At 72.8% G+C, this 25,649-nt stretch carries 22 protein-coding genes; 13 read left to right on the top strand and 9 right to left on the bottom strand.

Going from position 1 to position 25,649, the window contains the following annotated elements; translation table 11 throughout:
- Window positions 1–14: 14 nt before the first annotated feature.
- From ACIQMV_RS02825 to lgt, 9 genes are all read left to right on the top strand, one after another.
- Window positions 15–662: a TIGR02234 family membrane protein gene (locus ACIQMV_RS02825; RefSeq protein WP_402590621.1), complete on the top strand. Its 648-nt coding sequence runs from the start codon at window positions 15–17 to the stop codon at window positions 660–662.
- Between the two features lie 143 nt (window positions 663–805).
- Window positions 806–1,051, top strand: a complete 246-nt coding sequence (locus tag ACIQMV_RS02820) for an HGxxPAAW family protein (RefSeq protein WP_141361823.1) — start codon at window positions 806–808, stop codon at window positions 1,049–1,051.
- An 89-nt stretch (window positions 1,052–1,140) separates the two neighbouring features.
- Complete coding sequence (locus tag ACIQMV_RS02815) at window positions 1,141–1,641, top strand: DUF2752 domain-containing protein (protein ID WP_402590619.1); 501 nt, start codon at window positions 1,141–1,143, stop codon at window positions 1,639–1,641.
- A gap of 176 nt (window positions 1,642–1,817) precedes the next feature.
- Complete coding sequence (trpC, locus tag ACIQMV_RS02810) at window positions 1,818–2,627, top strand: indole-3-glycerol phosphate synthase TrpC (RefSeq protein ID WP_141361827.1); 810 nt, start codon at window positions 1,818–1,820, stop codon at window positions 2,625–2,627.
- Between the two features lie 46 nt (window positions 2,628–2,673).
- Window positions 2,674–2,862, top strand: a complete 189-nt coding sequence (trpM, locus tag ACIQMV_RS02805) for a tryptophan biosynthesis modulator TrpM (RefSeq protein ID WP_141361829.1) — start codon at window positions 2,674–2,676, stop codon at window positions 2,860–2,862.
- A 210-nt stretch (window positions 2,863–3,072) separates the two neighbouring features.
- Entirely contained in the window at window positions 3,073–4,356 is a 1,284-nt protein-coding gene (trpB, locus tag ACIQMV_RS02800; protein WP_141361831.1) for a tryptophan synthase subunit beta, read from the top strand.
- Window positions 4,353–5,189, top strand: coding sequence for a tryptophan synthase subunit alpha (gene trpA / locus ACIQMV_RS02795; protein ID WP_141361833.1), 837 nt, complete (start codon window positions 4,353–4,355; stop codon window positions 5,187–5,189). Before trpB ends, trpA begins: the two co-directional genes overlap by 4 nt.
- Window positions 5,190–5,280: 91 nt before the next feature.
- Window positions 5,281–6,054: a DsbA family protein gene (locus ACIQMV_RS02790; protein WP_402590616.1), complete on the top strand. Its 774-nt coding sequence runs from the start codon at window positions 5,281–5,283 to the stop codon at window positions 6,052–6,054.
- Window positions 6,055–6,138: 84 nt separating this feature from the next.
- Window positions 6,139–7,137, top strand: a complete 999-nt coding sequence (gene lgt, locus ACIQMV_RS02785) for a prolipoprotein diacylglyceryl transferase (protein WP_141361837.1) — start codon at window positions 6,139–6,141, stop codon at window positions 7,135–7,137.
- Between the two features lie 255 nt (window positions 7,138–7,392).
- On the opposite strand, the gene ACIQMV_RS02780 is transcribed toward lgt, so the two are convergent.
- The 6 genes from ACIQMV_RS02780 to ACIQMV_RS02755 form a co-directional block, all read right to left on the bottom strand.
- Window positions 7,393–8,250 carry an HpcH/HpaI aldolase/citrate lyase family protein gene (locus ACIQMV_RS02780; protein WP_402590613.1) on the bottom strand — a complete coding sequence of 286 codons (858 nt, stop codon included), beginning with the start codon at window positions 8,248–8,250 and terminating at the stop codon, window positions 7,393–7,395.
- Window positions 8,247–9,464, bottom strand: coding sequence for a CaiB/BaiF CoA transferase family protein (locus ACIQMV_RS02775; protein WP_402590611.1), 1,218 nt, complete (start codon window positions 9,462–9,464; stop codon window positions 8,247–8,249). The genes ACIQMV_RS02780 and ACIQMV_RS02775 overlap by 4 nt, the downstream gene beginning before the upstream one ends.
- Complete coding sequence (locus tag ACIQMV_RS02770; protein ID WP_402590609.1) at window positions 9,461–10,852, bottom strand: ADP-ribosylglycohydrolase family protein; 1,392 nt, start codon at window positions 10,850–10,852, stop codon at window positions 9,461–9,463. The genes ACIQMV_RS02775 and ACIQMV_RS02770 overlap by 4 nt, the downstream gene beginning before the upstream one ends.
- Window positions 10,840–12,027, bottom strand: a complete 1,188-nt coding sequence (locus ACIQMV_RS02765; RefSeq protein ID WP_402590607.1) for an ADP-ribosylglycohydrolase family protein — start codon at window positions 12,025–12,027, stop codon at window positions 10,840–10,842. Before ACIQMV_RS02765 ends, ACIQMV_RS02770 begins: the two co-directional genes overlap by 13 nt.
- A gap of 8 nt (window positions 12,028–12,035) precedes the next feature.
- The gene (locus tag ACIQMV_RS02760) at window positions 12,036–13,151 is read right to left on the bottom strand and encodes an ADP-ribosylglycohydrolase family protein (RefSeq protein WP_402590605.1); all 1,116 of its coding nucleotides are present in this window, start codon (window positions 13,149–13,151) and stop codon (window positions 12,036–12,038) included.
- 390 nt (window positions 13,152–13,541) lie between these two features.
- On the bottom strand, window positions 13,542–14,639 hold the full coding sequence (locus tag ACIQMV_RS02755; RefSeq protein ID WP_402590603.1) for an ADP-ribosylglycohydrolase family protein: 1,098 nt from the start codon (window positions 14,637–14,639) through the stop codon (window positions 13,542–13,544).
- A 283-nt stretch (window positions 14,640–14,922) separates the two neighbouring features.
- On the opposite strand from ACIQMV_RS02755, the gene ACIQMV_RS02750 reads away from it, so the two are divergent.
- The 3 genes from ACIQMV_RS02750 (at window position 14,923) to ACIQMV_RS02740 (ending at window position 22,128) form a co-directional block, all read left to right on the top strand.
- Complete coding sequence (locus ACIQMV_RS02750; protein WP_141361851.1) at window positions 14,923–15,654, top strand: VIT1/CCC1 transporter family protein; 732 nt, start codon at window positions 14,923–14,925, stop codon at window positions 15,652–15,654.
- Window positions 15,655–16,160: 506 nt separating this feature from the next.
- Entirely contained in the window at window positions 16,161–20,672 is a 4,512-nt protein-coding gene (gltB, locus tag ACIQMV_RS02745) for a glutamate synthase large subunit (protein ID WP_402590972.1), read from the top strand.
- Window positions 20,665–22,128, top strand: coding sequence for a glutamate synthase subunit beta (locus ACIQMV_RS02740; RefSeq protein ID WP_402590601.1), 1,464 nt, complete (start codon window positions 20,665–20,667; stop codon window positions 22,126–22,128). The genes gltB and ACIQMV_RS02740 overlap by 8 nt, the downstream gene beginning before the upstream one ends.
- A gap of 122 nt (window positions 22,129–22,250) precedes the next feature.
- On the opposite strand, the gene ACIQMV_RS02735 is transcribed toward ACIQMV_RS02740, so the two are convergent.
- The 3 genes from ACIQMV_RS02735 to ACIQMV_RS02725 all read right to left on the bottom strand — a co-directional run bounded on the left by ACIQMV_RS02735 (window position 22,251) and on the right by ACIQMV_RS02725 (window position 25,120).
- Complete coding sequence (locus tag ACIQMV_RS02735; RefSeq protein ID WP_402590599.1) at window positions 22,251–23,156, bottom strand: chitosanase; 906 nt, start codon at window positions 23,154–23,156, stop codon at window positions 22,251–22,253.
- 22 nt (window positions 23,157–23,178) lie between these two features.
- Window positions 23,179–24,099 (bottom strand): rhomboid family intramembrane serine protease, encoded by a 921-nt coding sequence (locus ACIQMV_RS02730; RefSeq protein WP_402590597.1) that lies wholly within the window; start codon window positions 24,097–24,099, stop codon window positions 23,179–23,181.
- 121 nt (window positions 24,100–24,220) lie between these two features.
- On the bottom strand, window positions 24,221–25,120 hold the full coding sequence (locus ACIQMV_RS02725; protein ID WP_402590595.1) for a hypothetical protein: 900 nt from the start codon (window positions 25,118–25,120) through the stop codon (window positions 24,221–24,223).
- A gap of 158 nt (window positions 25,121–25,278) precedes the next feature.
- On the opposite strand from ACIQMV_RS02725, the gene ACIQMV_RS02720 reads away from it, so the two are divergent.
- Window positions 25,279–25,626 (top strand): chorismate mutase, encoded by a 348-nt coding sequence (locus ACIQMV_RS02720; RefSeq protein WP_141361861.1) that lies wholly within the window; start codon window positions 25,279–25,281, stop codon window positions 25,624–25,626.
- Window positions 25,627–25,649: the final 23 nt, after the last annotated feature.

Genomic DNA, 25,649 nt, shown 5'->3' with positions numbered 1-25,649 from the left:
CGGTCCGAGCGATAGTGGAGTACGTGACTGCCCTACCTCACCCCCGTTCCGAAGCCGCCGCACCCGCCCGGTCCGGCCGCCGCAGCCTCGCCGTCGCCCTGCTGTGCGGCGCGCTCGGCGCGGCCGTGGCGCTGCTCGCCACCCGGCAGCGATGGGCGGAGGGCACCGCGACGGTGGCCGGCGGCGCCTTCCCGCTGACCGCCAGGGGCAGCGAGGTCACGGGCGTGCCCGCGGCGCTGGCCATAGTGGGCCTGGCCGCGCTCGTCGCCGTCTTCGCCGTCCGCCGCTCCGGCCGTGTCCTGGTCGCCGTGCTGCTCGCGCTCTCCGGCGCGGGCACGGTCGCCGCCGCCCTGCTCGGCGCCGACGGCGGCGGCGCCCTCGACGAGAAGGCCGCCCAGGTCTCCGGCGACACCGCCGCGACCGCCGCCGCGCTCAGCCACACCGGCTGGCCCTACGTCGCGGCCGTCGGCGGGGCGCTGCTGCTCCTGGCCGGCCTGCTCGCCCTGCGCTACGGCCGCCTGTGGCCGGCCATGTCCGGCCGCTACGAACGCTCCGGCGCCCCCCGCACCCGCGCGACCCGCCCGGTCGACCCCGACCGCCCCGAGGACCTGTGGAAGGCCCTCGACCGGGGCGAGGACCCGACCGGCTCCGGACCCGCCTGACCGCCGCCCGGCCGGGGCGCGCTTCGCGCCGTGCCCGGACGGCGGTCGCGAGGAGCCACCCCCGCTCACGTCGGGTGCACGGGTACGGGACAATGGAGCCGAGCGTCCGGCTCAGACAAGAACACAGCAACGAGGAGCAAGTCATGGCGGGCAGCAGCCACGGTCACACCCCGGCCGCCTGGACCGGTGTCATCATCGCCTTCATCGGTTTCTGCGTCGCGGGCGCCTTCATGGTGATGGCCCAGCCGGTCGGCTTCTGGGCCGGCATGGGGATCGTGCTGGCCGGCGGCGTCGTCGGCGGCATCATGCGCATGATGGGCCTCGGCCAGAAGAACGAGCACCCGGTGCACCAGGTCGGCCCGCGCGAGCCGGCCCGCGCCGAGAGCTGAGGCCCGCACGGGGCGGACCCGTACCACTCGACAGCCCAGGGGGCGGCCCGGTGCCGCCCCTCGCGCGTGTGTGACCGGTCCGGGGCAGAATGCGAGGCGTGAATCCCGACAGCCGAAGGGTGACGCGCGGCCGGACGCCCATACCCCGCCCGCGGCGCACCCAGGTCGCCACCGCCGTTTCCCCGCACGCCACGGCCGTGCTCAGGCGGCTCGCGGTCCCGGCCGGGGTCCTGACCGCCGTCGTCGGCGCCTTCGCCTACGTCGGGGCCGTGGACCCCAACCAGCCCGGCCACTACCCGGTCTGCCCCCTGCTGCGCTACGCCGGTCTCTACTGCCCCGGCTGCGGCGGGCTGCGCAGCGCCCACGCCTTCGTCCACGGCGACTTCGTGACGGCCCTGCACGACAACGCCCTGGCCGCCGTGGGCTATCCGGTCTTCGCCGTGGTGTGGACGCTGTGGGTCCTGCGCGCCGTGCGCGGGCGGCCGCCGCGCCTCGTACTCGGGACGGCGCACCTGTGGAGCCTCGGCGCCCTGCTGCTGGTGTTCACCGTTGTCCGGAACCTGCCGTTCGGTGGCTGGCTCCATCCTTGATCGGGCCCGGTATGTCCAGGTAGTGGGACCGCCGTCCACCGGATGCGAGGTCGGCGCCCGCCTCCGGATACCATCGCAGTAACCACCGGTTCCATCCGCCTGATCGGTTCGCGGCGGACCGCCGGAGGCCGTTCGACCCGCTGGAACAGTCCACCGTCTGGAAGGGGGCCGCTCGCGTGAGTGTGCTCGACGAGATCATCGACGGAGTCCGTGCCGACCTTTCGGAGCGGCAGGCGCGCGTCAGCCTCGACGAGCTCAAGGAGCGCGCGGCGAAGGCACCCGCGGCCAAGGACGGGGCCGCCGCGCTGCGCGGCGACGGCGTCAAGGTGATCTGCGAGGTCAAGCGCTCCAGCCCGTCCAAGGGCGCCCTGGCCGCGATCGCCGACCCGGCCGGGCTCGCCGCGGACTACGAGGCGGGCGGCGCCTCCGTCATCTCGGTGCTGACCGAGCAGCGCCGCTTCGGCGGCTCGCTGGCCGACCTGGAGGCGGTCCGCGCGCGCGTGGACATCCCGGTCCTGCGCAAGGACTTCATCGTCACCTCGTACCAGCTGTGGGAGGCCCGGGCCTACGGCGCCGACCTCGCCCTGCTGATCGTCGCCGCCCTGGACCAGCCGGCCCTGGAGTCGCTGATCGAGCGCGCGGTGTCCATCGGACTCACCCCGCTCGTCGAGGTCCACGACGAGGAGGAGGTCGAGCGCGCGGTGGACGCGGGCGCCAAGGTGATCGGCGTCAACGCGCGCAACCTGAAGACGCTCGAGGTCGACCGCGACACCTTCGAGCGGGTGGCCCCGGAGATCCCGGACGGTCTCGTCAAGATCGCCGAGTCCGGCGTGCGCGGCCCGCACGACCTCATCGCCTACGCCAACGCCGGCGCCGACGCGGTCCTGGTCGGCGAGTCCCTCGTCACCGGCCGCGACCCGAAGACGGCGGTCGCCGACCTGGTGGCGGCCGGGGCGCACCCGGCGCTGCGGCACGGGCGGAGCTGAGCGAGCCGCTCACCCGAGTGGCCGTACGCCGGTAGAGTGTGCCCCGATGACCCTCCCGATCGCCGAACCCTTCCGGGACCCGTACGCCCGCCTCGCGCGCGGCTGCCGGCCCCGTGGCTGCCGCGCGCCCGCACGCCGTGTGCACGGCCGCAGGGTGCGGTACGTCATCGGTGACGAACCGGGCCAGGTCAACGGCATGCGATGGCGTCGCCCGCGTGCGCGCCACCAGCGGTGAGCTGAGCCGCGTCGTCCGGCCCCGGGCCGGTCGCCCCGTCTCCGCCGCTCCCGGCCCGTGCCGCCGTACCGCGACCGCGGTCCGCCCGCCGGCCGAGTGGCCCGCCCGCTGACGCCCGTGCCCGCACACCCGGAGCACGGCACGCGCACGCGACCACCGTGACCCTCAGACCCACCGATCCCGGGGCAGACGCCCCTGTGAGGTATCCGCATGCCCAGCGAGTTCTTCATTCCCGACCCGGAGGGCCAGGTGCCGAGCGCCGAGGGCTACTTCGGCGCGTTCGGCGGCAAGTTCATCCCGGAGGCGCTCGTCGCCGCCGTGGACGAGGTCGCCGTCGAGTACGACAAGGCCAAGGCCGACCCCGAGTTCGCCCGCGAGCTCGACGACCTGCTCGCCCACTACACCGGCCGCCCCAGCGCCCTCACCGAGGTGCCCCGCTTCGCCGAGCACGCCGGCGGCGCCCGCGTGTTCCTCAAGCGCGAGGACCTCAACCACACCGGCTCCCACAAGATCAACAACGTGCTCGGCCAGGCCCTGCTCACCAAGCGGATGGGCAAGACCCGGGTGATCGCCGAGACCGGCGCAGGACAGCACGGCGTCGCCACCGCCACCGCCTGCGCGCTCTTCGGTCTCCAGTGCACGATCTACATGGGTGAGATCGACACGGAGCGGCAGGCCCTGAACGTGGCCCGGATGCGCATGCTCGGCGCCGAGGTCGTCGCCGTGAAGTCCGGCAGCCGCACCCTGAAGGACGCCATCAACGAGGCGTTCCGCGACTGGGTCGCCAACGTCGACCACACCCACTACCTGTTCGGGACGGTCGCAGGACCGCACCCCTTCCCGGCCATGGTCCGCGACTTCCACCGGGTCATCGGCGTCGAGGCGCGCCGCCAGCTGCTGGAGCGCGCCGGGCGCCTGCCCGACGCGGCCGTCGCCTGTGTCGGCGGCGGCTCCAACGCCATCGGCCTCTTCCACGCCTTCATCCCGGACACCGGCGTCCGCCTCATCGGGTGCGAGCCCGCCGGGCACGGCATCGAGAGCGGCGAGCACGCGGCCACCCTGACCGCGGGCGAGCCCGGCATCCTGCACGGCTCCCGCTCCTACGTCCTCCAGGACGACGAGGGCCAGATCACCGAGCCGTACTCCATCTCCGCCGGCCTCGACTACCCGGGCATCGGCCCCGAGCACTCCTACCTCAAGGACTCCGGCCGCGGCGAGTACCGCGCGATCACCGACGACGCGGCCATGCAGGCGCTGCGCCTGCTGTCGCGGACCGAGGGCATCATCCCGGCGATCGAGAGCGCGCACGCGCTGGCCGGCGCCCTGGAAGTGGGCCGGGAACTGGGCGAGGACGGACTGATCGTGGTCAACCTCTCCGGCCGCGGCGACAAGGACATGGACACCGCCGCCCGCTACTTCGGCCTGTACGACACCGACGCCGAGGTGGCCGCCGACGAAGCCGACACCGCCGAGATCGAGGGGGACGCCAAGTGAGCGGGACTGCATCGACCGGTGGACAGGGCCGGCTGCTGGCCGACACCCTGGCCGCCGCCAAGGCGGAGGGCCGGTCCGCTCTCATCGCCTACCTGCCGGCCGGGTTCCCGACCGTGGACGGCGGCATCGAGGCGATCAAGGCCGTATTCGACGGCGGCGCCGACGTCGTCGAGGTCGGGCTGCCGCACAGCGACCCGGTCCTGGACGGTCCGGTCATCCAGACCGCGGACGACATCGCGCTGCGCGGCGGCGTCAGGATCGCGGACGTGATGCGGACGGTGAAGGAGGCCCACGCGGCCACCGGCAAGCCGGTGCTCGTCATGACGTACTGGAACCCGGTCGACCGCTACGGCGTCGAGCGGTTCACCGCGGAGCTCGCCGAGGCGGGCGGCGCCGGCTGCATCCTGCCGGACCTGCCGGTCCAGGAGTCGGCCCTGTGGCGGGAGCACGCCGAGAAGCACGGCCTGGCGACGGTGTTCGTCGTCGCGCCCAGCAGCAGGGACGAGCGGCTCGCCGAGATCACCGCGGCCGGCTCCGGATTCGTCTACGCCGCCTCCCTGATGGGTGTCACCGGCACCCGTGAGTCGGTGGGCACGCAGGCCCAGGACCTGGTGGAACGCACCCGGGCCACCGGTAGCGGCCTGCCCGTCTGCGTCGGCCTCGGCGTCTCCAACCGTGCCCAGGCGGCCGAGGTCGCCGGCTTCGCCGACGGCGTGATCGTCGGTTCGGCCTTCGTCAAGCGGATGCTGCAGGCCCCGGACCCGGCGGCCGGCCTCGAGGCCGTCCGCGCCCTCGCGGGCGAGCTGGCGAGCGGGGTGCGCGGGCAGGCCTGACGGCGGGCTGCGGCACATCCTGCGATCGCCCGAACGGGTGGTCCTGGCACCGGGGAGGCGCAATGCGCCTCCCCGGTTCGTTCAGGGGGGTGTGAGCGAGAAGAACCATCAGGGAAAGCGCATCGCCCGGCAGCGGCTGGCGGCCGAGCGCGAGAAGCAGAAGACCGCGGAGAGGCGACGGCGCACGCTGATCGTGGCCGCGACCGTCGTGTGCGTTCTGGGCCTGGCGGCGGTGATCGGAGTGGTGGCCGCCAACTCCGGCAAGCACAAGAGCAGCAGCGCGGGCCCGGTCGTGGCGCCCTCCGGCGCGCGGGGCAAGGACAGCCTGGCGATCCCCGTCGGCCGGGACGGAGCCAAGTCGACGCTCACCGTGTGGGAGGACTTCCGCTGCCCGGCCTGCCAGGCCTTCGAGGCGATGTACCGGCCGACGGTCCACGAGCTGGCCGACGCCGGCAAGCTCAAAGTCGAATACCACCTGGTCAGACTGATCGACGGCAACCTCGGGGGCACCGGCTCCCTGCGCTCGGCCAACGCGGCGGCCTGCGCGCAGGACGCCGGCAAGTTCCCCGCCTACCACGACGTGCTCTACCGGAACCAGCCCAAGGAGTCCGACGACGCCTTCGCCGACAACGGCAAGCTCATCCAGCTCGCGGGCAAGGTGAGCGGCCTGAACACCCCGGCCTTCGACAAGTGCGTCCGGAACGGCACGCACGACAGCTGGGTCGACAAGTCCAACCAGGCCTTCCAGGCCGGCGGCTTCTCGGGCACCCCGACCGTCCTGCTGAACGGGAAGAACATCCTCCAGGACCAGACGATGACCCCGGCGAAGCTGAAGCAGATGGTGGAGGCGGCCGACCGCAAATGAGTGAGGCACGAGCCGCCCGTTATGGACCCGTAGCCCGGCTGCTTGCCTTGGCCCCGCTCCGGCTGCGGTAGCGTCGACCCTGCCATGGAACTTGCCTACATCCCCAGCCCGTCGCGCGGTGTGCTGTACCTCGGTCCCATTCCGCTGCGCGGCTATGCCTTCAGCATCCTCGTCGGTCTCTTCGTCGCCCTCTGGATCGTCGACCGCCGGTGGGTCGCGCGTGGCGGTAAGAAGGGCACCGCCTGGGACATCGCCGTCTGGGCCGTCCCGTTCGGCCTGCTGGGCGGTCGCCTTTACCACGTGATCACCGACTACGAACTCTATTTCGGTGAAGGCCGGAACTGGGTCAACGCCTTCAAGATCTGGGAAGGCGGACTCGGTATCTGGGGAGCCGTCGCGCTGGGCGCGCTCGGTGCCTGGATCGGCTGCCGGCGCCGGGGTATCGCGCTGCCGCCGTATGCCGACGCCGTGGCTCCCGGCCTGGCGATCGCGCAGGCGTTCGGGCGCTGGGGCAACTGGTTCAACCAGGAGCTGTACGGGCGGGAGACGGACCTTCCGTGGGCCCTGCACATCACGTCCTCGGCGGACGGCCGGGTGCCGGGGTACTACCACCCGACGTTCCTGTACGAGTCGCTGTGGTGCGTCGGCGTCGCGCTGCTGGTGTTCTGGGCGGACCGCCGGTTCAAGATGGGTCACGGAAGGGCGTTCGCCCTGTACGTCGCCGCGTACTGCGCGGGCCGGTTCTGGATCGAGTACATGCGGGTCGACGAGGCCCACCACATCCTGGGCCTGCGGCTGAACAACTGGACCGCGTTGATCGTCTTCATCGCGGCCGTGGTCTACATGGTCCTCTCGGCCCGGCTCCGGCCCGGCCGGGAAGAGACCGTCGAGCCGGACGCCTCGGACGCCACGGACGGCGGCACGCAGGACGCGGAAGAGGGCGCAGGCGCGGAGGGTCCCGTCGTACTGGACAAGGACGCTCCGGAGACCGCGGGCAAGGAAACGTCCACGTCCGGTCAGGACGCAGTGGCTGATGAGGCTCCAGTGATGTCAGGGGAGAAGCAGCAGAAGCCCCGCTCGTAGCGGAGCCGGTCTGCCGAACTCACGGGGCGTGACCGCCGGGCCGAATGGTGTTCTGGCCCTGTGGTTCCCGGTCGGCCTGCTGCTGCCCGGCACCGTGTTCGAGGTGCTCCGGCGCCGCGCCGCACCCGATCGGGGGACAGCCGGTCACGACGGACGAGGGGTTTCCCGCTTCCGGACCGACGACCGACCCTGACGCCCCTCGAAAGCCGCATGTGGACAAGGGCGCCCCCGGATCACGGGGGCGCCCTCGTCGTGTCAGCACCGCCGGGCCAGCGCGAGGGTGCGCCGGGCCGCCGCCACCACCGCCGCGTCGATGAAGCGGCCGTCGGGGAGGGCCTGCGCGCCCTGGTCCGCGGTGGCCGCCTTGATGACCGTCTCGGCCTCCTCGAGCTCCCGGTCGGTCGGCAGATAGGCGCGCTCGATGATCGGGAGCTGGCGCGGATGGATGGCGGCGCGGCCGAGGAAGCCCAGGGCGCGGCCGTGCGCGCAGGAGGCCGCCAGACCCTCCAGGTCCCGGATGTCGGGGTGGACGGACTGCGGCGGCGGGGCGAGGCCGGCCGCGCGGGCGGCCACGACGACCCGGGCGCGGCACCAGTCCAGACCGGAGTCCTGCCGTACGCCCAGGTCGGCGCGGAGGTCGGCCTCGCCGATCGAGACGCCGCGCAGCGAGGGATGCGCGGAGGCGATGGCGTAGGCGCGCTCGATGGCCAGCGCGGTCTCCAGGAGGGCGTACAGCGGGGGCCCCGAGCCGTCCGCCGGCGGCGGGCCCTGTACGGCCTCCGTCCGCGCCGCGACCCGGGCGACCTGCCCGGCGCACGTCACCTTCGGCAGCCGCAGCCCGGCCAGACCCGGCCGGGGGGCCACGGCCGTCAGGTCCGCGGCGGCCAGCGGCCCGTCGACCGCGTTGATCCGTACGTGCACCGGGACCGGCGGCGGCTCGGTCAGCAACTCGGCGGTGGCCGCGCGGGCGTACTCCTTGCGGTCCGGGGCGACCGCGTCCTCCAGGTCGACGACCACCACGTCCGCGCCCGAGGCCAGGGCCTTGGCCACGACGTGCGGTCGGTCACCGGGGGCGTACAGCCAGGTGAGCGGGCAGAAGGCGGTCGCCGTCACAGGGCGCCCTCCGCACGCAGCGCGGCCAGTTCCTCCGGGGTGAGGCCGAGTTCGGTCAGGACCGCGTCCGTGTCGGCGCCGTGCGGGCGGCCCGCCCAGCGGATCGCGCCCGGGGTGGCGGAGAGCCGGAAGAGGACGTTCTGCATACGCATCCGGCCGAGTTCCGGATCGTGCAGCGTGGTGAGGGTGCCGAGGGCCCGGTACTGCGGGTCGGCCATCACGTCCCGTACGTCCTGGATCGGGGCGATCGCCGCCTGGGCCTTCTCGAAGGCGGCCAGGACCTCGGTGCGGGTGTGCCGGGCGATCCAGCCGCCCACCGCCTCGTCGAGCACGTCGGCGTGCGCGGCCCGCTCCGCGCCGGTCGCGAACCAGGGCTCGTCGATCAGCTCGGGGCGGCCCACCAGCCGCATCACGCGTTCCGCGACCGACTGCGCCGAGGTGGAGACCGCCACCCAGGTGCCGTCACGGGTGCGGTAGGTGTTGCGCGGGGCGTTGTTCCGGGTGCGGTTGCCGGTGCGGGGCTGGACGTAGCCGAGCTGGTCGTACCACAGGGGCTGCGGGCCGAGGACGGTCAGGATCGGCTCGATGATCGCCATGTCCACGATTTGGCCGGCCCCGGTGCGCTCCCGCGCCGCGAGCGCGGTCATCACCGCGTACGCCGTGGCCAGGCCCGCGATCGAGTCGGCGAGCCCGAACGGCGGGAGCGTCGGCGGCGCGTCCGGCTCGCCGGTGATCGCGGCGAACCCGCTCAGTGCCTCCGCCAGGGTGCCGAACCCGGGCCGGGCGGCGTGCGGGCCGAACTGTCCGAACCCGGTGACCCGGGCCAGCACCAGGCGCGGATTGGCCGCCGACAGCTCCGGCCAGCCGAGCTCCCACTTCTCCAGGGTGCCGGGCCGGAAGTTCTCCACGATCACGTCGGCGGTGGCGGCCAGCCGCAGCAGGGTGCGGCGGCCACCGGGTTTCGACAGGTCCAGCGTGATGGTGTGCTTGTTCCGGCCGAGCAGTTTCCACCACAGGCCGACCCCGTCCTTCGACGGCCCGTGGCCCCGGGACGGGTCCGGTTTGACCGGGTGTTCCACCTTGATCACCTCGGCGCCGAAGTCACCGAGCATGGTGGCGGCGATGGGTCCGGCGAAGAGGGTGGCGAGGTCGAGCACGCGCAGACCGGCGAGCGGCCCGGAGGCGTCGGGCGCGGCGTCGTGGGACGCGGTCATGAGGCGGGCCGGTCGATGTCGCTCATGGGGCGGGACGCCTCCAGGTGCGTGAGGTGGGCCAGGGTGTCGAAGCCGGTGCCGTCGAAGTCGCCCACCGATGTGGCCAGCCGGTTCTTGAGCGGCGCCGTCCAGCGGTCGGGCAGCGCGTTCGGGGAACCGGCGAGGAGGGCCGCGACACCGCCGGCCGTGGCACCGTTCGAGTCGGTGTCCCAGCCGCCGGAGACGGCGCGGCAGACGGAGCCGGTGAAGTCGCCGTCGGCGTGGGTCAGGGCGGCGGCGATCAGCGCGGTGTTGGGGACGGCGTGCACCCAGTGGCAGTCGGCGTGGGTGGCGTGGAGTTCGTCCACGACCGTGTCGAAGTCCTCATGGGTTTCCGCGAGTTGGACGCCGTGGCGCACGGCGCGGGCGAGCCGGGAGGCGGGCGGCACGACGGTCAGGCCGGTGGCCAGGCAGGTGTGGACGTCGTGGGTTCCGGCCGCCGCGGTGGCGATGACGGCGGCGGCGAACATCGCGGCGTAGACGCCGTTCGCGGTGTGGGTGAGGGTGGCGTCGCGGTGGACCTGCGCGGCCGCGGCCGCCGGGTCGCCGGTGTTGGTCCAGCCGTGCATGTCGGCGCGGATCAGAGCGCCGGTCCACTCGCGGAAGGGGTTGCGGTGCCGGGCGGTCAGCGGGGGTTCGATGCCGAGCAGCAGATTGCGGTAGGCGACGCGTTCGGCGGTGAAGGTGCGGCCCGCGGGGAGTTCGTCCAGCCAGAGGCGGGCGGTGTCGGTGGTCGTGAACCGCTTCCCGTGGCGTTGCAGCAGGAGGAGGTTGAGCAGGGGGTAGTTGAGGTCGTCGTCCTCGGGCATGCCGTCGATGTTCTCGGCCAGGGAGCCGGCCGCCGAGCGGCGGTTCCAGGGGTACGCGGCGGCCAGGTCCCCTGGTACGCCCTTGCCCGTGAACCAGGTGCTCAGTGGCCAGTTGCCGGTGGCCCGGGCGAGTTGGCGGATGCCGGTGAGGGGCAGCTTCTCCACGGGTTTGCCGAGCAGGCAGCCGGCGGCCCGGCCGAGCCAGGCGGCCTCCAGGCGCTCGGCGGTCCCCGAGGGCGCGGGGGCGCCCGGCTGCCCGGGCCAGGCCGGGCACAGGGCCTTGATCGCGGCCAGGTCCGTCGGTTCCGCGTCCGCCAGCCGGCTGGGCAGTTCGGCCAGTTCGTCCAGGAGGTCCTCCGCCAGGAGGCGCAGGTAGCGGGAGGCGCGACCCGGGGACGCGCCCGCGCGGGCCGGCGCCTCGGGTCCGCCCGCCGCGCGCCAGCGGGCGGCGATCGCCGACGGTTCGCGGCCGTCCTGCACCGCCTGGCGCAACTCGTGGCCGAGCAGGTCCTCCGGCTGGACCCAGGTCACTCGGAGCATTCCGGGCCTCCCATTCCGGCGAACGCCCGCTCGTGGGCGCGCCGCCGCCGTACGTCCTTCTCGAAGACCTCCCGGGTCACCCCGGCCAGCGTGCGGGCCGGTTCCCACAGGTCCAGGCGGCTGGCCTCGGCCACCTTCTTCGCCCAGTCCTCCGGGACGGGCGAGCCCAGCGCCCCCGCCAGCGCCCCGGCCATCGTCGCGATGGAGTCGCAGTCGCGGCCGTAGTTCACCGCGCCGAGAACGGCCTGCCGGAAGTCGCCGCGCGCCACGGTCAACATGCCGAGCGCGATGGGCAGTTCCTCGATCGCGTGCAGTCGGGAGGGGCGGCGGGCGCCCAGGGACGGGTTCCGGTAGTCCGGCCCGACCGTGTCGTACGGCGCCACCGCCTCCCGCAGCGGGCCCAGCGCCGACTCGAAGTCCGTGCCGCCGCGGGCCACTTCGCAGACCCGCTCGATCGCGGCGCGGGTACCGTCCTTCGCCAGCGACAGGCACGCCGTCACCACCGAGTCCGGGCTCGCCCCCGGCGCGCACGCCGCCGCCACCCCGGCCGCCAGGACGGCCGCCGCCTCCCTGCCGTAGGACGACTGGTGGGCGCCCGCGATGTCCAGGGCCTCGGCGTAAGCGGCCGCCGGATTGGCCGCGTTGACCAGGCCCACCGGCGCCATGTACATCGCGGCACCGCAGTTGACGATGTTTCCGGTGCCGGCCTCGCGCGGGTCGACGTGGCCGTAGTGCAGCCGTGCCACGAGCCACTTCTCCGCCAGGAAGACCCGGTGCAGCGGCAGCGCCTCCGCCTGGAGTTCCGGGATCCAGCGCGGGTTCGTCATCAGGTCGGGCACCAGGTGGTCGGCGATCGCGTAGGCGTCGAGGTGGTCGCGGACGCGTGCGTACACCCGCACCAGGGCGTGCGTCATCAAGGTGTCGTCGGTGACGTGGCCGTCGCCCTTGTGGTACGGGGCGATGGGGCGGGCGGTGCGCCACCGCTCGCCGTGCCAGGGGCCGACGACGCCGTGCACGCGGCCGCCGTGGCGCTCGAGGATCTGGTCGGGGGAGTAGCCCTCGACGGGGCCGCCGAGCGCGTCGCCCACGGCCGCTCCCACGAGCGCGCCGGCGATCCGCTCCTCCAGGTCCGCGTCCCGGACCACGCCTCGGCTCTGTTCTCCTTTGGGCGTCATGCCCGGAATCATCCTCCTGGAGGGGCCGGTTGTGCGGCTTCCAGGAGTTCGGCGAGTTCCACGAGGTCGGTGCCGGTGAGGCGGGGCAGCACGCAGCCGGACAGGGTGCGGCAGGCCTCCCGCCAGGACGCCGGGATCGCCGCGCCGCCGCCCAGCGCGCCGGTCAGCGCGCCCGCCAGCGCCGGGGCGGAGTCGGCGACCCGGGACAGGCAGGCCGCCGCCGGAAGCGCCTCGGCGATCCGGCCGTCCGCCGCCGTGGCCAGGGCGAGGGCGACCGGAACCGTCTCGGCGGCGGCGACGCCGTAGCTGTAGACGTGGTCGACGATCCGGTGCTCAAGGAGCGGGACGAGCGCGAACGCGCCCTCGGTGTCCCGGGCCAGGCGCAGCGCGTGCCGGGCGTTGCGGCCGATCTCCGTCCGCTCGGGCAGTTCGGCCAGCGCCGCGGTGACGCACGCCCCGACGTCCGCGCCCGCCAGCGCCTCGGCGAGTGCCGCCGCCATCGCGCGGGCTCCGTGGACGCCGTCGCCGTCCTGGGTGTACCGGGCGTCGAACTCGGCCAGTTCGGCGGCGCACCGGGGGTCGCCCGGGTGGGCCGTGGCCAGCACACAGGCCCGTACGCAGGCGGCGTCGTCGAAGTAGTGCGGGTTGTCGTGTCCGCTGGCGGGCGGGCGCAGTCCGGTCGCCAGGTTGCCGAGCCCCGCCCGGACGGAGATACGGGCGCGCAGCGGAAGCACCGCCGACTCGACCTCGGGGGCGCGTTCGGCCGCCGCCGCGACCTCGCCGGCGACGGCGTTCCAGGTCAGGTCGATCGCGGCCCGGATACGCCGCTCCCGGCCGAGGTCGCCGAGCGCCCCGTCGTCCCCCGCCCGCAGCAGGGCCTCCGCGGCGAACACCGCCCACTCGGCGTCGTCGGAGGGGCCGAGGCGCAGCGGCTCCGGAGGCTGGTTGAGCGCGATGGGCACGGGCAGCGTCGTCGTCGCGTTCAGCTCGGCGAACGTGTCCAGCTCCCGGGTGAGCCGCCGGGTCCACTCCGGCATCCGAGCGGCCCGATGCCGCGCGGCGGGCCACCCTGCGGCGTCCCCGGCGGCCAGCCCCAGCAACAGCCCCTCGACCCGCCGCGTCACGGCTGCGCCTCACGTTCGGCGGGCGCGTGACTGTGCCGGGCGTGCGGGCTTGCCGTCACCGGCGGGCGGCCGCTGCGCACCGGCTTCCTGGTCGGGCGGCTCATGGCTGTGCCTTGTCTTCGTGGAGCGTGGTTGTGCCGGGCGTGCGGGCTTGCCGTCACCGGCGGGTGGCTGTTCCGTGCCGGGGGATCGGCCGTCGGCTCGTCGGTCCGGCGGCTCATGGTTGCGTCTCGCCTTCGTCGCTGGTGGGTGCATGGCCGTGCCAAGCGTGCGGGCGTCGTGTCGTCGGCGGATGACCGTTCCGGGCCGGGTGATCCGTCGTCGCTGCGGCGGGGTGACCGCACGTGGCCGGGTGCTCCGGGGTGTCCGCGGCGGGCCCCGTTCGGTGGTTCACGGCTGTGGCTCCTCTTCTCCGGCGCTGAGCGCGTACGCCGACCGGTCCGGAACGGGGAGTGCCTCATGTCGTACGGGGGCTTCGTGCCGGGGGAGGCCGGTGGAGGCGCTCACCAGCAGGTCCGCCACGTCCAGTACGTGCCGGCCCGCCATCGACGGCAGGCAGCTGCCCCGGGCGGGGCCGATGGCCCTCGCCCACTCGTCCGGAATGGCCGAGAGGCCCTGCGTCGCGCCGGCCAGCGCGCCCGAGACCGCCGCCGTGGTGTCGGCGTCGCGGCCCATGTTGACGGCGGTGAGGACCGCCTCGCGGAAGTCGCCGTCGGCGGCGGCGTACGCGCCGAAGGCGAGGGCGACCGCTTCGGGGGCCAGGTCGGTCCAGGGATAGCCGCCGATGACCACCGCGGAGCGGACCGCGCGTTCGCCGCGGTGGGCCGCGGCCGTGGCCCGGCGCAGCGAGCGGGCCGTCCAGGAGTCGTCGGGCACGACGGCGAGGGCGGCGGCCACGACCGCGACCGGCGGCGCGCCCGCCATCGCCGCCGCGACCCCGGCGGCCACCGCCCGGCCGCCGTGGATGCCCTCGCCCTCGTGGCTGACCGAGCCGTCGATCGCCACCAGCCGGGCCGCCTCGGCGGGCCGCCCGGCGGCGAACACCCCGAACGGCGCCGCCCGCATGGCGAGCCCGTCGCTCCAGGCGTGCCGGTGCTGGGCGGAGATGGGGGCGGCCAGCCCCCGGCGCAGGTTCTCCAGGGTGCCCCGCTCGCTGAACCCGGCCCCGTGGAAGGGACCCTCGGCGCGGTCGGCGATGAACTCGTGCCAGGCGGCCTCCACCAGGGCGGGCGTGAGCGCATGGCCGTGCCGGGCCAGCAGCAGCCCGGAGAAGATGGCGTACTCGGTGTCGTCCGTGCCGGCCGGCCGGTCGGTGACGTAGCCGGTGATCCGGCCCCAGCGGGCGCGGATCTCGGACGGCTTCAGATTCTCCGCGGGCGCCCCGAGCGCGTCTCCGACGGCGAGGCCGAGCAGCGTGCCGCGTGCCCGTTCACGCGAGGCGGCCGGAGCCGGCGCCGGGGGCTGCGGGGCGCGGATGGTCGATCCCATGGCGGGCTCTCCTCTCGGGGCGCCCGCAGGGCGGGGAGCCCTCAGCGGAACTGTCCCCGGCGTGGGGCCCGGTGCAGCCTCGGGAACCTCACCATCACCCGTACGACATCTGTGCGTCCTACGGCACGGATGAGCGTCACGTTGTAAAACCGCAGGTTAGCCCAGCCTTCCCTTGCTGGCGGCGGCGAAATTTCCAGCATAGATTCTGTGTTGTCAAAAAATAGAACTCGTCCAAAAGTCAGCCTTACCTAAGTTCTTGCCCGGCTCTCAGGGGGACCTCGTCATGGCCATCATCGACACCGAAGCGACGCTCCACGAGGCGCACCGTGACAACCACACGCACCGCGACGTGAACGGTGGCTGGCTGCGTCCCGCGGTCTTCGGCGCGATGGACGGCCTGGTCTCCAACCTCGCCCTGATGACCGGTGTGGCCGGCGGTGCGGTGGGTCAGCAGGCCATTGTCCTCACCGGCCTCGCCGGCCTGGCCGCGGGTGCCTTCTCCATGGCGGCCGGAGAGTACACCTCCGTCGCCTCGCAGCGCGAGCTGGTCGAGGCCGAACTGGACGTCGAGCGCCGTGAGCTGCGCAAGCACCCGGAGGACGAGGAGCGGGAGCTGGCCGCGCTCTACGTCTCGCGCGGCGTGGAACCCGGGCTCGCCGAGGAGGTGGCCCGGCAGCTGTCGAAGGACCCGGAGCAGGCCCTGGAGATACACGCCCGCGAGGAGCTGGGCGTCGACCCGGGCGACCTGCCCTCCCCGCTGGTCGCCGCGGTGTCGTCGTTCGGATCGTTCGCGCTCGGCGCGCTTCTGCCGTTGCTGCCGTACCTGCTGGGCGCCAACGCGTTGTGGCCGGCCGTGCTGCTCGCCCTCCTGGGGCTCTTCGCCTGTGGCGCGGTGGTGGCCAAGGTGACGGCGCGGACCTGGTGGTACAGCGGTTTGCGCCAGTTCGCCCTGGGTGGTGCCGCCGCCGGTGTGACCTACGCCCTGGGCACCCTGTTCGGAACCGCCGTAGGATAGGGCGCTGGAACTTATGCGGATAGTCGTATAAGTACGCCGTCGCTTGTTTACCCGTTGGTTTCGGCCGTGTGACCACGGGGCATGAGCCGTAAGCACCCGCAGGCAATGAGGCCTGTCGCGCATGCGCAGGGCCGGGCGACTTCGTCCTCCCTGTCCCCCCGGGCCGACGGACATGGATCCGACCGATCTCGTCCGCCGCCCGCCCCACAGCTTTCACCGCAGGTCGCGGTACCCCCTGGCGACCCCCGGTGCCCGCATGCTGGAACGGAGTTTCCGATTCCCGAGAAACCCCCCATCATGTAATCTGCACGAAATTTCGCATTTCAGGCAGAGGGCCAACGTCGTCCCTCGGCACTCGCTCCCCCAGAGCCCGGAACGGCCTGGGAGGGACCCACAGCCACATGACGACGACGGGAGAGCCGATGCGTATGCCGCGCCAGCCGTCCCAGCATCCCGCGAACGACCAGAACTGGTCGTTCATGGATGCCCGCCCTGCCGCGCAGGGTATGTACGACCCCCGCAACGAGCACGACGCCTGCGGCGTCGGCTTCGTGGCCACCCTCACCGGCGAGGCGAGCCATGCGCTGGTCGAACAGGCGCTCACGGTTCTGCGCAACCTGGAACACCGCGGCGCGACCGGCTCCGAGCCCGACTCCGGTGACGGCGCCGGTCTGCTCTCCCAGGTGCCCGACGCGTTCCTGCGCGAGGTGGCCGGATTCGAACTGCCCGCGGCCGGTGCCTACGCCGTCGGCATCGCCTTCCTGCCCGAGGACGGCACCGAGGACACCGTCTCGCGCATCGAGGCGATCGCGGGCGACGAGGGCCTGACCGTCCTCGGCTGGCGTGAGGTCCCGGTCGCCCCCGAGCTGCTCGGCGCCACCGCCCGCTCCACCATGCCCGTCTTCCGCCAGCTGTTCGTCACCGACCGCGTGAGCGAGGGCATCGCCCTGGACCGCAAGGCGTTCGTGCTGCGCAAGCGCGCCGAGCGCGAGGCCGGCGTCTACTTCCCGTCGCTGTCGGCCCGCACCCTCGTCTACAAGGGCATGCTCACCACCGGTCAGCTGGAGCCCTTCTTCCCGGACCTGTCAGACCGCCGCTTCGCCTCGGCCATCGCGCTCGTCCACTCCCGCTTCTCCACGAACACCTTCCCGAGCTGGCCGCTCGCGCACCCGTACCGCTTCGTCGCGCACAACGGCGAGATCAACACCGTCCAGGGCAACCGCAACTGGATGCGCGCCCGGGAGTCCCGGCTGGCCTCCGGCCTGTTCGGTTCCCAGGAGACGCTGGAGCGGATCTTCCCGGTGTGCACGCCGGGCGCCTCCGACTCCGCCTCCTTCGACGAGGTCCTGGAGCTGCTCCACCTCGGCGGCCGCTCGCTGCCGCACTCCGTGCTGATGATGATCCCGGAGGCGTGGGAGAACCACGACGCCATGGACCCGGCCCGGCGCGCCTTCTACGAGTACCACTCCACGATGATGGAGCCCTGGGACGGCCCGGCCTGCGTCACCTTCACCGACGGCACCCGGGTCGGCGCCGTGCTCGACCGCAACGGCCTGCGCCCCGGCCGCTACTGGGTCACCGACGACGGCCTCGTCGTCCTCGGCTCCGAGGTCGGCGTGCTCGACATCGACCCGGCCAGGGTCGTCCGCAAGGGCCGGCTCCAGCCCGGCCGCATGTTCCTCGTCGACACCGCCGAGCACCGCATCATCGAGGACGACGAGATCAAGGCGACCCTCGCCGCCGAGCAGCCCTACGCCGAGTGGGTCCAGGCCGGCGAGATCGATCTGGGCGACCTGCCCGAGCGCGAGCACATCGTGCACACCCACGCCTCGGTCACCCGCCGCCAGCAGACCTTCGGCTACACCGAGGAGGAGCTGCGCGTCCTGCTCGCGCCGATGGCCAAGACCGGCGCCGAGCCGATCGGCTCCATGGGCACCGACTCGCCGATCGCGGCCCTCTCGGAGCGCCCGCGGCTGCTCTTCGACTACTTCACCCAGCTGTTCGCGCAGGTCACCAACCCGCCGCTGGACGCGATCCGCGAGGAACTGGTCACCTCGCTGCGCAGCTCGCTCGGCCCGCAGGGCAACCTGCTCGAGCCGACCGCGGCCTCCTGCCGCAGCGTCGTCCTGCCCTTCCCGGTGATCGACAACGACGAGCTGGCCAAGCTCATCCACATCAACGCCGACGGCGACATGCCCGGCTTCAAGGCCGCGACCCTCTCCGGCCTGTACCGGGTCTCCGGCGGCGGCGAGTCGCTGGCCGCGCGCATCGAGGAGATCTGCGCCGAGGCCGACGCCGCCATCGGCAACGGCGCCCGCCTGATCGTCCTGTCCGACCGCCACTCGGACGCCGAGCACGCCCCGATCCCGTCGCTGCTGCTCACCGCGGCCGTCCACCACCATCTGATCCGCACCAAGCAGCGCACCCACGTGGGGCTGCTGGTGGAGGCCGGCGACGTCCGCGAGGTCCACCACGTCGCCCTGCTGATCGGCTACGGCGCCGCCGCGGTCAACCCGTACCTGGCGATGGAGTCCGTCGAGGACCTGGTCCGCGCGGGCACCTTCCTGCCGGGCGGCGAGCCCGAGAACGCCCTGCGCAACCTGATCCGCGCCCTCGGCAAGGGCGTGCTGAAGGTCATGTCCAAGATGGGCATCTCCACCGTCGCCTCCTACCGGGGCGCCCAGGTCTTCGAGGCCGTCGGCCTGGACGAGGTCTTCGTCGACAAGTACTTCAACGGCACCGCCACCAAGATCGGCGGCGTCGGCATCGACGTCGTGGCCAAGGAGGTCGCCGCCCGCCACGCCAAGGCCTACCCGGCCTCCGGGATCGCCCCGGCGCACCGCGCGCTGGAGATCGGCGGCGAGTACCAGTGGCGCCGCGAGGGCGAGCCGCACCTGTTCGACCCGGAGACGGTCTTCCGCCTCCAGCACTCCACGCGCTCCGGCCGCTACGACATCTTCAAGAAGTACACGGACCGGGTGAACGAGCAGTCCGAGCGCCTGATGACGCTGCGCGGAATGTTCGGCTTCGCTTCCGGCCGCGCGCCGGTCCCCGTCGAGGAGGTCGAGCCGGTCAGCGAGATCGTCAAGCGCTTCTCCACCGGTGCCATGTCGTACGGCTCCATCTCCAAGGAGGCGCACGAGACCCTCGCCATCGCCATGAACCAGCTGGGCGGCAAGTCCAACACCGGTGAGGGCGGCGAGGACGCGGACCGCCTGTACGACCCGGCCCGCCGGTCCGCCATCAAGCAGGTGGCCTCCGGCCGCTTCGGGGTGACCAGCGAGTACCTCGTCAACTCCGACGACATCCAGATCAAGATGGCCCAGGGCGCCAAGCCCGGCGAGGGCGGCCAGCTGCCCGGCCACAAGGTCTACCCGTGGGTGGCCAGGACCCGGCACTCGACCCCCGGCGTCGGCCTGATCTCCCCGCCGCCGCACCACGACATCTATTCCATCGAGGACCTGGCCCAGCTGATACACGACCTGAAGAACGCGAACCCGCGGGCGCGGATCCACGTCAAGCTGGTCTCCGAGGTCGGTGTCGGCACGGTCGCCGCGGGCGTCTCCAAGGCACACGCGGACGTGGTCCTGATCTCCGGCCACGACGGTGGTACCGGTGCCTCCCCGCTGACCTCGCTGAAGCACGCGGGCGGCCCCTGGGAGCTGGGCCTGGCCGAGACCCAGCAGACGCTTCTGCTCAACGGACTGCGGGACCGCATCGTCGTGCAGACCGACGGTCAGCTCAAGACCGGCCGCGACGTGGTGATCGCGGCGCTGCTGGGCGCCGAGGAGTTCGGCTTCGCGACCGCTCCGCTGGTCGTCTCCGGCTGCGTCATGATGCGCGTGTGCCACCTGGACACCTGCCCGGTCGGCATCGCCACCCAGAACCCGGTGCTGCGCGAGCGGTTCTCCGGCCAGGCCGAGTACGTGGTGAACTTCTTCCGGTTCATCGCCGAGGAGGTCCGCCAGCTGCTCGCCGAACTGGGCTTCCGCTCCGTCGAGGAGGCCGTCGGCCACGCCGAGGTCCTCGACGTGACCCGGGCGGTCGACCACTGGAAGGCGCAGGGCCTGGACCTGGAGCCGCTGTTCCACGTGCCCGATCTGCCCGAGGGCGCGGTGCGCCACCAGGTGACCGCCCAGGACCACGGCCTGGAGAAGGCGCTCGACAACGAGCTGATCAGGCTCGCCGCCGACTCCCTGGCCGCGCCGGGCGCCGCCGACGCGCAGCCGGTGCGCGCCCAGGTCGCCATCCGCAACATCAACCGCACCGTCGGCACCATGCTCGGCCACGAGGTGACGAAGAAGTTCGGCGGTGCGGGACTGCCCGACGACACCATCGACATCACCTTCACCGGCTCGGCCGGCCAGTCCTTCGGCGCCTTCGTCCCGCGCGGCGTCACACTGCGCCTGGAGGGCGACGCCAACGACTACGTCGGCAAGGGTCTTTCGGGCGGCCGGATCGTGGTCCGCCCGGACCGCGCCGCCGACCACCTCGCCGAGTACAGCGTCATCGCGGGCAACACCCTCGCCTACGGCGCGACCGGCGGCGAGATGTTCCTGCGCGGCAAGACCGGTGAGCGGTTCTGCGTGCGCAACTCCGGCGCGCTGGTGGTCTCCGAGGGCGTGGGCGACCACGGCTGCGAGTACATGACCGGCGGGCGCGCGGTGGTCCTCGGCGAGACCGGCCGCAACTTCGCGGCCGGCATGTCCGGCGGCATCGCCTACGTCATCGACCTCGACCGGGACAACGTCAACCCCGGCAACGCCGACGCGGTCGGGCCGCTGGACGACTCCGACCGGCGGTGGCTGCACGACGTGGTGCGCCGGCACCAGGAGGAGACGGGCTCGACCGTCGCCGAGAAGCTGCTCGCCGAGTGGGACACCGCGGTGGAGCGCTTCAGCAAGATCATCCCCAGCACGTACAAGGCAGTGCTCGCCGCCAAGGACGCCGCCGAGCGGGCCGGTCTGTCCGAGACCGAGATCACCGAGAAGATGATGGAGGCGGCGATCCATGGCTGACCCGAAGGGCTTTCTGAACCACGGCCGCGAGGTCGCCGAGTCCCGCCCGGTCGAGGAGCGCAAGCGGGACTGGAACGAGGTCTACGTTCCCGGCTCGCTGCTGCCGATCATCAGCAAGCAGGCCGGCCGGTGCATGGACTGCGGCATCCCGTTCTGCCACAACGGCTGCCCGCTCGGGAACCTGATCCCGGAGTGGAACGACTACGCCTACCGCGGGGACTGGGCCGCCGCCTCCGAGCGGCTGCACGCGACGAACAACTTCCCCGAGTTCACGGGCCGGTTGTGCCCGGCGCCCTGCGAGTCGGCCTGTGTGCTCGGCATCAACCAGCCGCCGGTCACCATCAAGAACGTCGAGGTCTCGATCATCGACAAGGCGTGGGAGAGCGGCGACGTCGCCCCGCGGATCCCCGAGCGCCTGTCCGGCAAGACCGTCGCGGTCATCGGCTCCGGCCCGGCGGGCCTGGCCGCCGCCCAGCAGTTGACCAGGGCGGGCCACACGGTCGCCGTCTACGAGCGCGCGGACCGCGTCGGAGGCCTCCTGCGCTACGGCATCCCCGAGTTCAAGATGGAGAAGCGGCACATCAACCGCCGTATCGAGCAGATGCGCGCGGAGGGCACCCGCTTCCGTACCGGTGTCGAGATCGGCCGCGACCTGAAGGCCACCGACCTGAAGAAGCGCTACGACGCGGTCGTCATCGCCGCCGGCTCCACCACCGCCCGCGACCTTCCCGTCCCCGGCCGCGAACTGGGGGGCGTCCACCAGGCGATGGAGTACCTGCCCCTGGCCAACAAGGTCCAGGAGGGCGACTACGTGGTGGCGCCGATCTCGGCGGAGGGCAAGCACGTCGTCGTCATCGGCGGCGGTGACACGGGCGCGGACTGCGTGGGCACCGCCCACCGCCAGGGCGCGGCCTCCGTCACCCAGTTGGAGATCATGCCCCGCCCGAACGACGAGCGGCACCCGGTCGACCAGCCCTGGCCGACCTTCCCGATCCTCTACAAGGTCACCTCGGCCCACGAGGAGGGCGGCGAGCGGATCTACTCGGCCTCCACGACCCACTTCGAGGGCGACGAGGACGGCAACGTGCAGTGGCTGCACCTGGCCGAGGTCGAGTTCGTGGACGGCAGGCCGACCCGGAAGCCGGGCAGCGAGCGCAGGATCCCGGCCCAGCTGGTCACCCTCGCCATGGGCTTCACCGGCACCGACCGGGAGAACGGCTTGGTCGACCAGTTCGGCCTGGAGCTGGACGAGCGGGGTAACATCGCCCGTGACGTGGACTTCCGGACCAATGTGCCCGGTGTCTTCGTCGCCGGTGACGCCGGCCGCGGCCAGTCCCTCATCGTGTGGGCGATCGCCGAAGGCCGCTCGGCCGCCCGCGGCGTCGACCGCCACCTCATGGGCGCCGGCGACCTGCCGGCCCCGATCCGCCCGACGGACCGCGCGCTGACGGTCTGACGGCACAACGGTGACCTGACGGTCACTCATATACGTCCCGCACAAAGGCGTGTGGAACACAGGCGGCGCCTGCCCAGTCCCCGACCGGACCACAGGGCAGGCGCCGCCGCATGTCCGGGGGACTACGGCGCCTTGTACGTCTCCCCGTACACCTTCCACACCAGCGGGGTCTTCAGGTCCATGTTCCCGTCGTACAGGAACTGCCGCTGGGCTGTGTCGATACGGCTGGTGTCGCGGTTCGTCCTGCGGGCCTTCATGGCCTCGCGGCGGATGTCCAGGAAGACGTCGAGGTAGCTCTTCTCCCGGCCGCCCGCGGCCGGGGTGTCGGCCTCCTTCAGGGCGCGCTCGCGCAGGGCGTAGAAGCCGTCCTTGTCGACGCCGGGGCCGTGGAAGACCATCGCGTCGTAGTAGATGAACTGGCCCAGCGTGCCGAGGCCGTCGAGCTTGGCGAGTCGGACGGCCGGATTGAAGTAGGCGCGGTCCCGCTCGTCCTCCTGGGCCTTGCGGAAGGCCGGACGTTCCGACTCCGCCTTCCACGCCGCGGTGAAGTCCGGGTCCAGGCCCTCGTGGGAGTCCGTGCCGTCGACCTCGCGCAGCGCCGGCAGGAACCGGGCGAGACCGTTGTCCGGGTGGGCCTTGGTGTAGCGCTCGACCAGGGTGAGCAGGTCGTGCGTACCGGTGCAGTAGCCGATGATCCCCGCGGTGTAGCCGTCGCCGTCGTCGGCGTCCTCGATGGAGCCGTAGGTGCTGCGCCAGTCGAGCGTGGAGTTCTCGGCGCTCGCCACGAGCCGCTGGGCCAGCTCCTTCTTCGCGGGCGCGGCCAGGCCCCGGGGCGCCTCGTCGGCCACCTCGTCGTCCTGGGCCTTCTCCGACCGTTCGGCCCGCGCCTTGGTGTCCTCACGGGACTCGTGCGCGGCCGTGTGCCGCTTCGGCGCGGACGGGCCCCGGTCCTGTGGATCGAAGGCGAGCAACACCGCCAACGCGAGGACCGGAGTGGCCACCAAAAACAATATTCCAGGACGTTTCATGACAGTTACCGTACGGCCCTGATCAGGCCGCCCCTCCCGACAGTTCCGAGACCTTCGCCCAGCTGAGCGCCATGAGCAGAACCAGCAGGGCCACGCACACGCCCGCCTGGACCAGAGTGCGACGGCCGCCGCGCGGCGCGTACGCGTACGCCAGGGTCACCACGCCGCCCGCCAGCAGGCCACCGAGGTGTGCCTGCCAGGAAGTGAGCCCGGCGGAGATCACCAGCCACAGCAGCAGGCCCGCCATGTACCGGTTGACGCCGCTCATGTCGTAGCCCAGGCGCCGGGCCATGACGTAGTACGCGGCGCCGAGCCCGAAGATCGCGCCGGACGCGCCGACCGTCAGGGCGTCCGGATCGATCAGCAGGACCAGGACCGAGCCGCCGAGCGCCGACAGCAGGTACAGGGCGAGGTAGCGGGCGCGGCCCAGCTGCGCCTCGACCAAGCGGCCGGTGCTCCACAGCGCCATCATGTTCATCACGATGTGCAGGATGCCGAACGTCCCCTCGGTGGCGGGCACATGCAGGAACGCGCCGGTCAGCAGCCGGTACCACTCGCCGCCGACCAGCCCCTCCGCGTGCACGTCGGAGCCGTACGGGTACTCCCACAGGTAGTGCTCGCCGTCGGTTCCCGCCAGTCCGCGCCCGAGCATCCCCAGACCGTCCACGACCGCCGGGCGCACCAACTCGCCCAGATAGGCGAGGACGTTGAGCCCGATCAGAACGTACGTCACGACCGGCACCGCGCTGATCCGGCCGCCGAACGCCGTCCGTGCCTGCCGTACCGACCGGGCGCCCTCCCTCACGCACTCCACGCACTGGTGGCCGACGGAGGCCTCCCGCATGCAGTCCGGGCAGATGTACCGGTCGCAGCGGACGCAGCGGACGTGGGACTCCACTCTGCTGTGGCGATAGCAGGTGGTGACAGCGGACTCGGCATCCACGGCCGGCTCCTCGGGAAACGCGGGGACATGGCTGAGCCGGTGGGGACGGCGGCGAACAAAATAGCGAAGTGCTGTGACAGATGGTAAAGGCGGGGCCCGTGATTCCGGAACCGCGATCAGTTCAGGTGTCGCACTCCAGGACGGTGCGGCACAGGGCGCACCGGGCGCGCATACGGCCTCCGACCGGGACCCTGATGCGCTGGTGGCAGGTGGGGCAGGAGAAGGACACCCGCAGGGGCTCCGGGCCGCCGCGGCTGAAGGAGTACGGCGCCTCCGGCTGGGCGAGCGGCGCACGGCCGTGGTCCTGGGCGTGCCGGCGGTCGCGGGCGTACCGGCGGCGGCCCGCCCAGCCCGCCGCCGTCAGGGGCGGCTGCTGCTCGTCACCGCGGGCCCGGGCCATGCCCTTGACGTACGCCTCGTACCCCTGGGGGCTGGTGAACCACGTCGAGGGATCCTCACCGAACACCAGCGCCCGCTTGGCCAGCACGTAGCCGAACTCCTCCGGAGTGAGGTAGCCGAACTTCTGCGACGACACGCCGTCCTCCCGGAAGGCGTCCAGCAGCAGCCAGCCCGCGCCCAGGTACGTCGCCACCGTGTCCGTGAGGATCTCGTTGTCGCGGGTGCTGGGGAAGGACAGGTCCAGCCGGTGCAGGTAGACGTGGGTCACCTCGTGGGCGAGGGCCGCGCCGATGTCCCGGCGGTGGGTGCGGAAGCGGTCGTTCAGTTCGACGAAGTACTCGGGGCCCGCCGCCAGCTCGACGTTCGCCGCGTGCGTCATCTCGCGGAAGCTGACGATCATGCGGGCGTCCGGCAGCCGGTAGTGGCGGACCATTTCGCGGGCCACGCGCTGGGCCCCCAGATGCAGGTCGTCGGTGTCGCAGAAGGCCACGTCGGCCGGGGCCACGCTGGTCGCGAACGTCTGCACGGTGCCGTACGAGAGCCGCTTGTACAGGGAGGTGATCGCGGCCCGCACCGTCTCCAGATGCGGGTAGCCGTGCACCACCGGTCCGCCGTTCGCCACGTCCGAACCCCCAAAGACGCCCTGAACTCTCTCCCACTTTATGCGCGGGAGCCCCGATTCCGCCCGGCGCCCACGCCACACGGTGCCCGGTGCCCGCCGTTGACCACGGGTCGGACGCTCGTGATCGGAGCGCCGCCCAGCCCGTAGGGTTGGAGCCCATGACCACCAGCAGCACCGGTACCGGTGACGTCGCCCCCGCCGTTCACGAGGAGCTCGCGCGGCTGCGCGACAGCATCGACAACATCGACGCGGCCGTCGTCCACATGCTCGCCGAGCGGTTCAAGGCGACCCAGCAGGTCGGCCACCTCAAGGCCGCCCACCAGCTGCCGCCCGCCGACCCGGCCCGCGAGGCCCGGCAGATCGCCCGGCTGCGCGCCCTCGCCGAGGACGCCAAACTGGACCCGGCGTTCGCCGAGAAGTTCCTGAACTTCATCATCGCCGAGGTGATCCGCCACCACGAGCGCATCGCGGAGGACGCCGGCAACGGCGAGACCCCGGCGACCTGACCCCCCCGCCCGCGCGCCGCCGA

The organism is Streptomyces sp. NPDC091412, from assembly GCF_044756885.1.
Classification (GTDB): domain Bacteria; phylum Actinomycetota; class Actinomycetes; order Streptomycetales; family Streptomycetaceae; genus Streptomyces.
The sequence above is the reverse complement of the archived record's forward strand: the minus strand, read 5'-3'. Positions and strand labels throughout refer to the sequence as shown.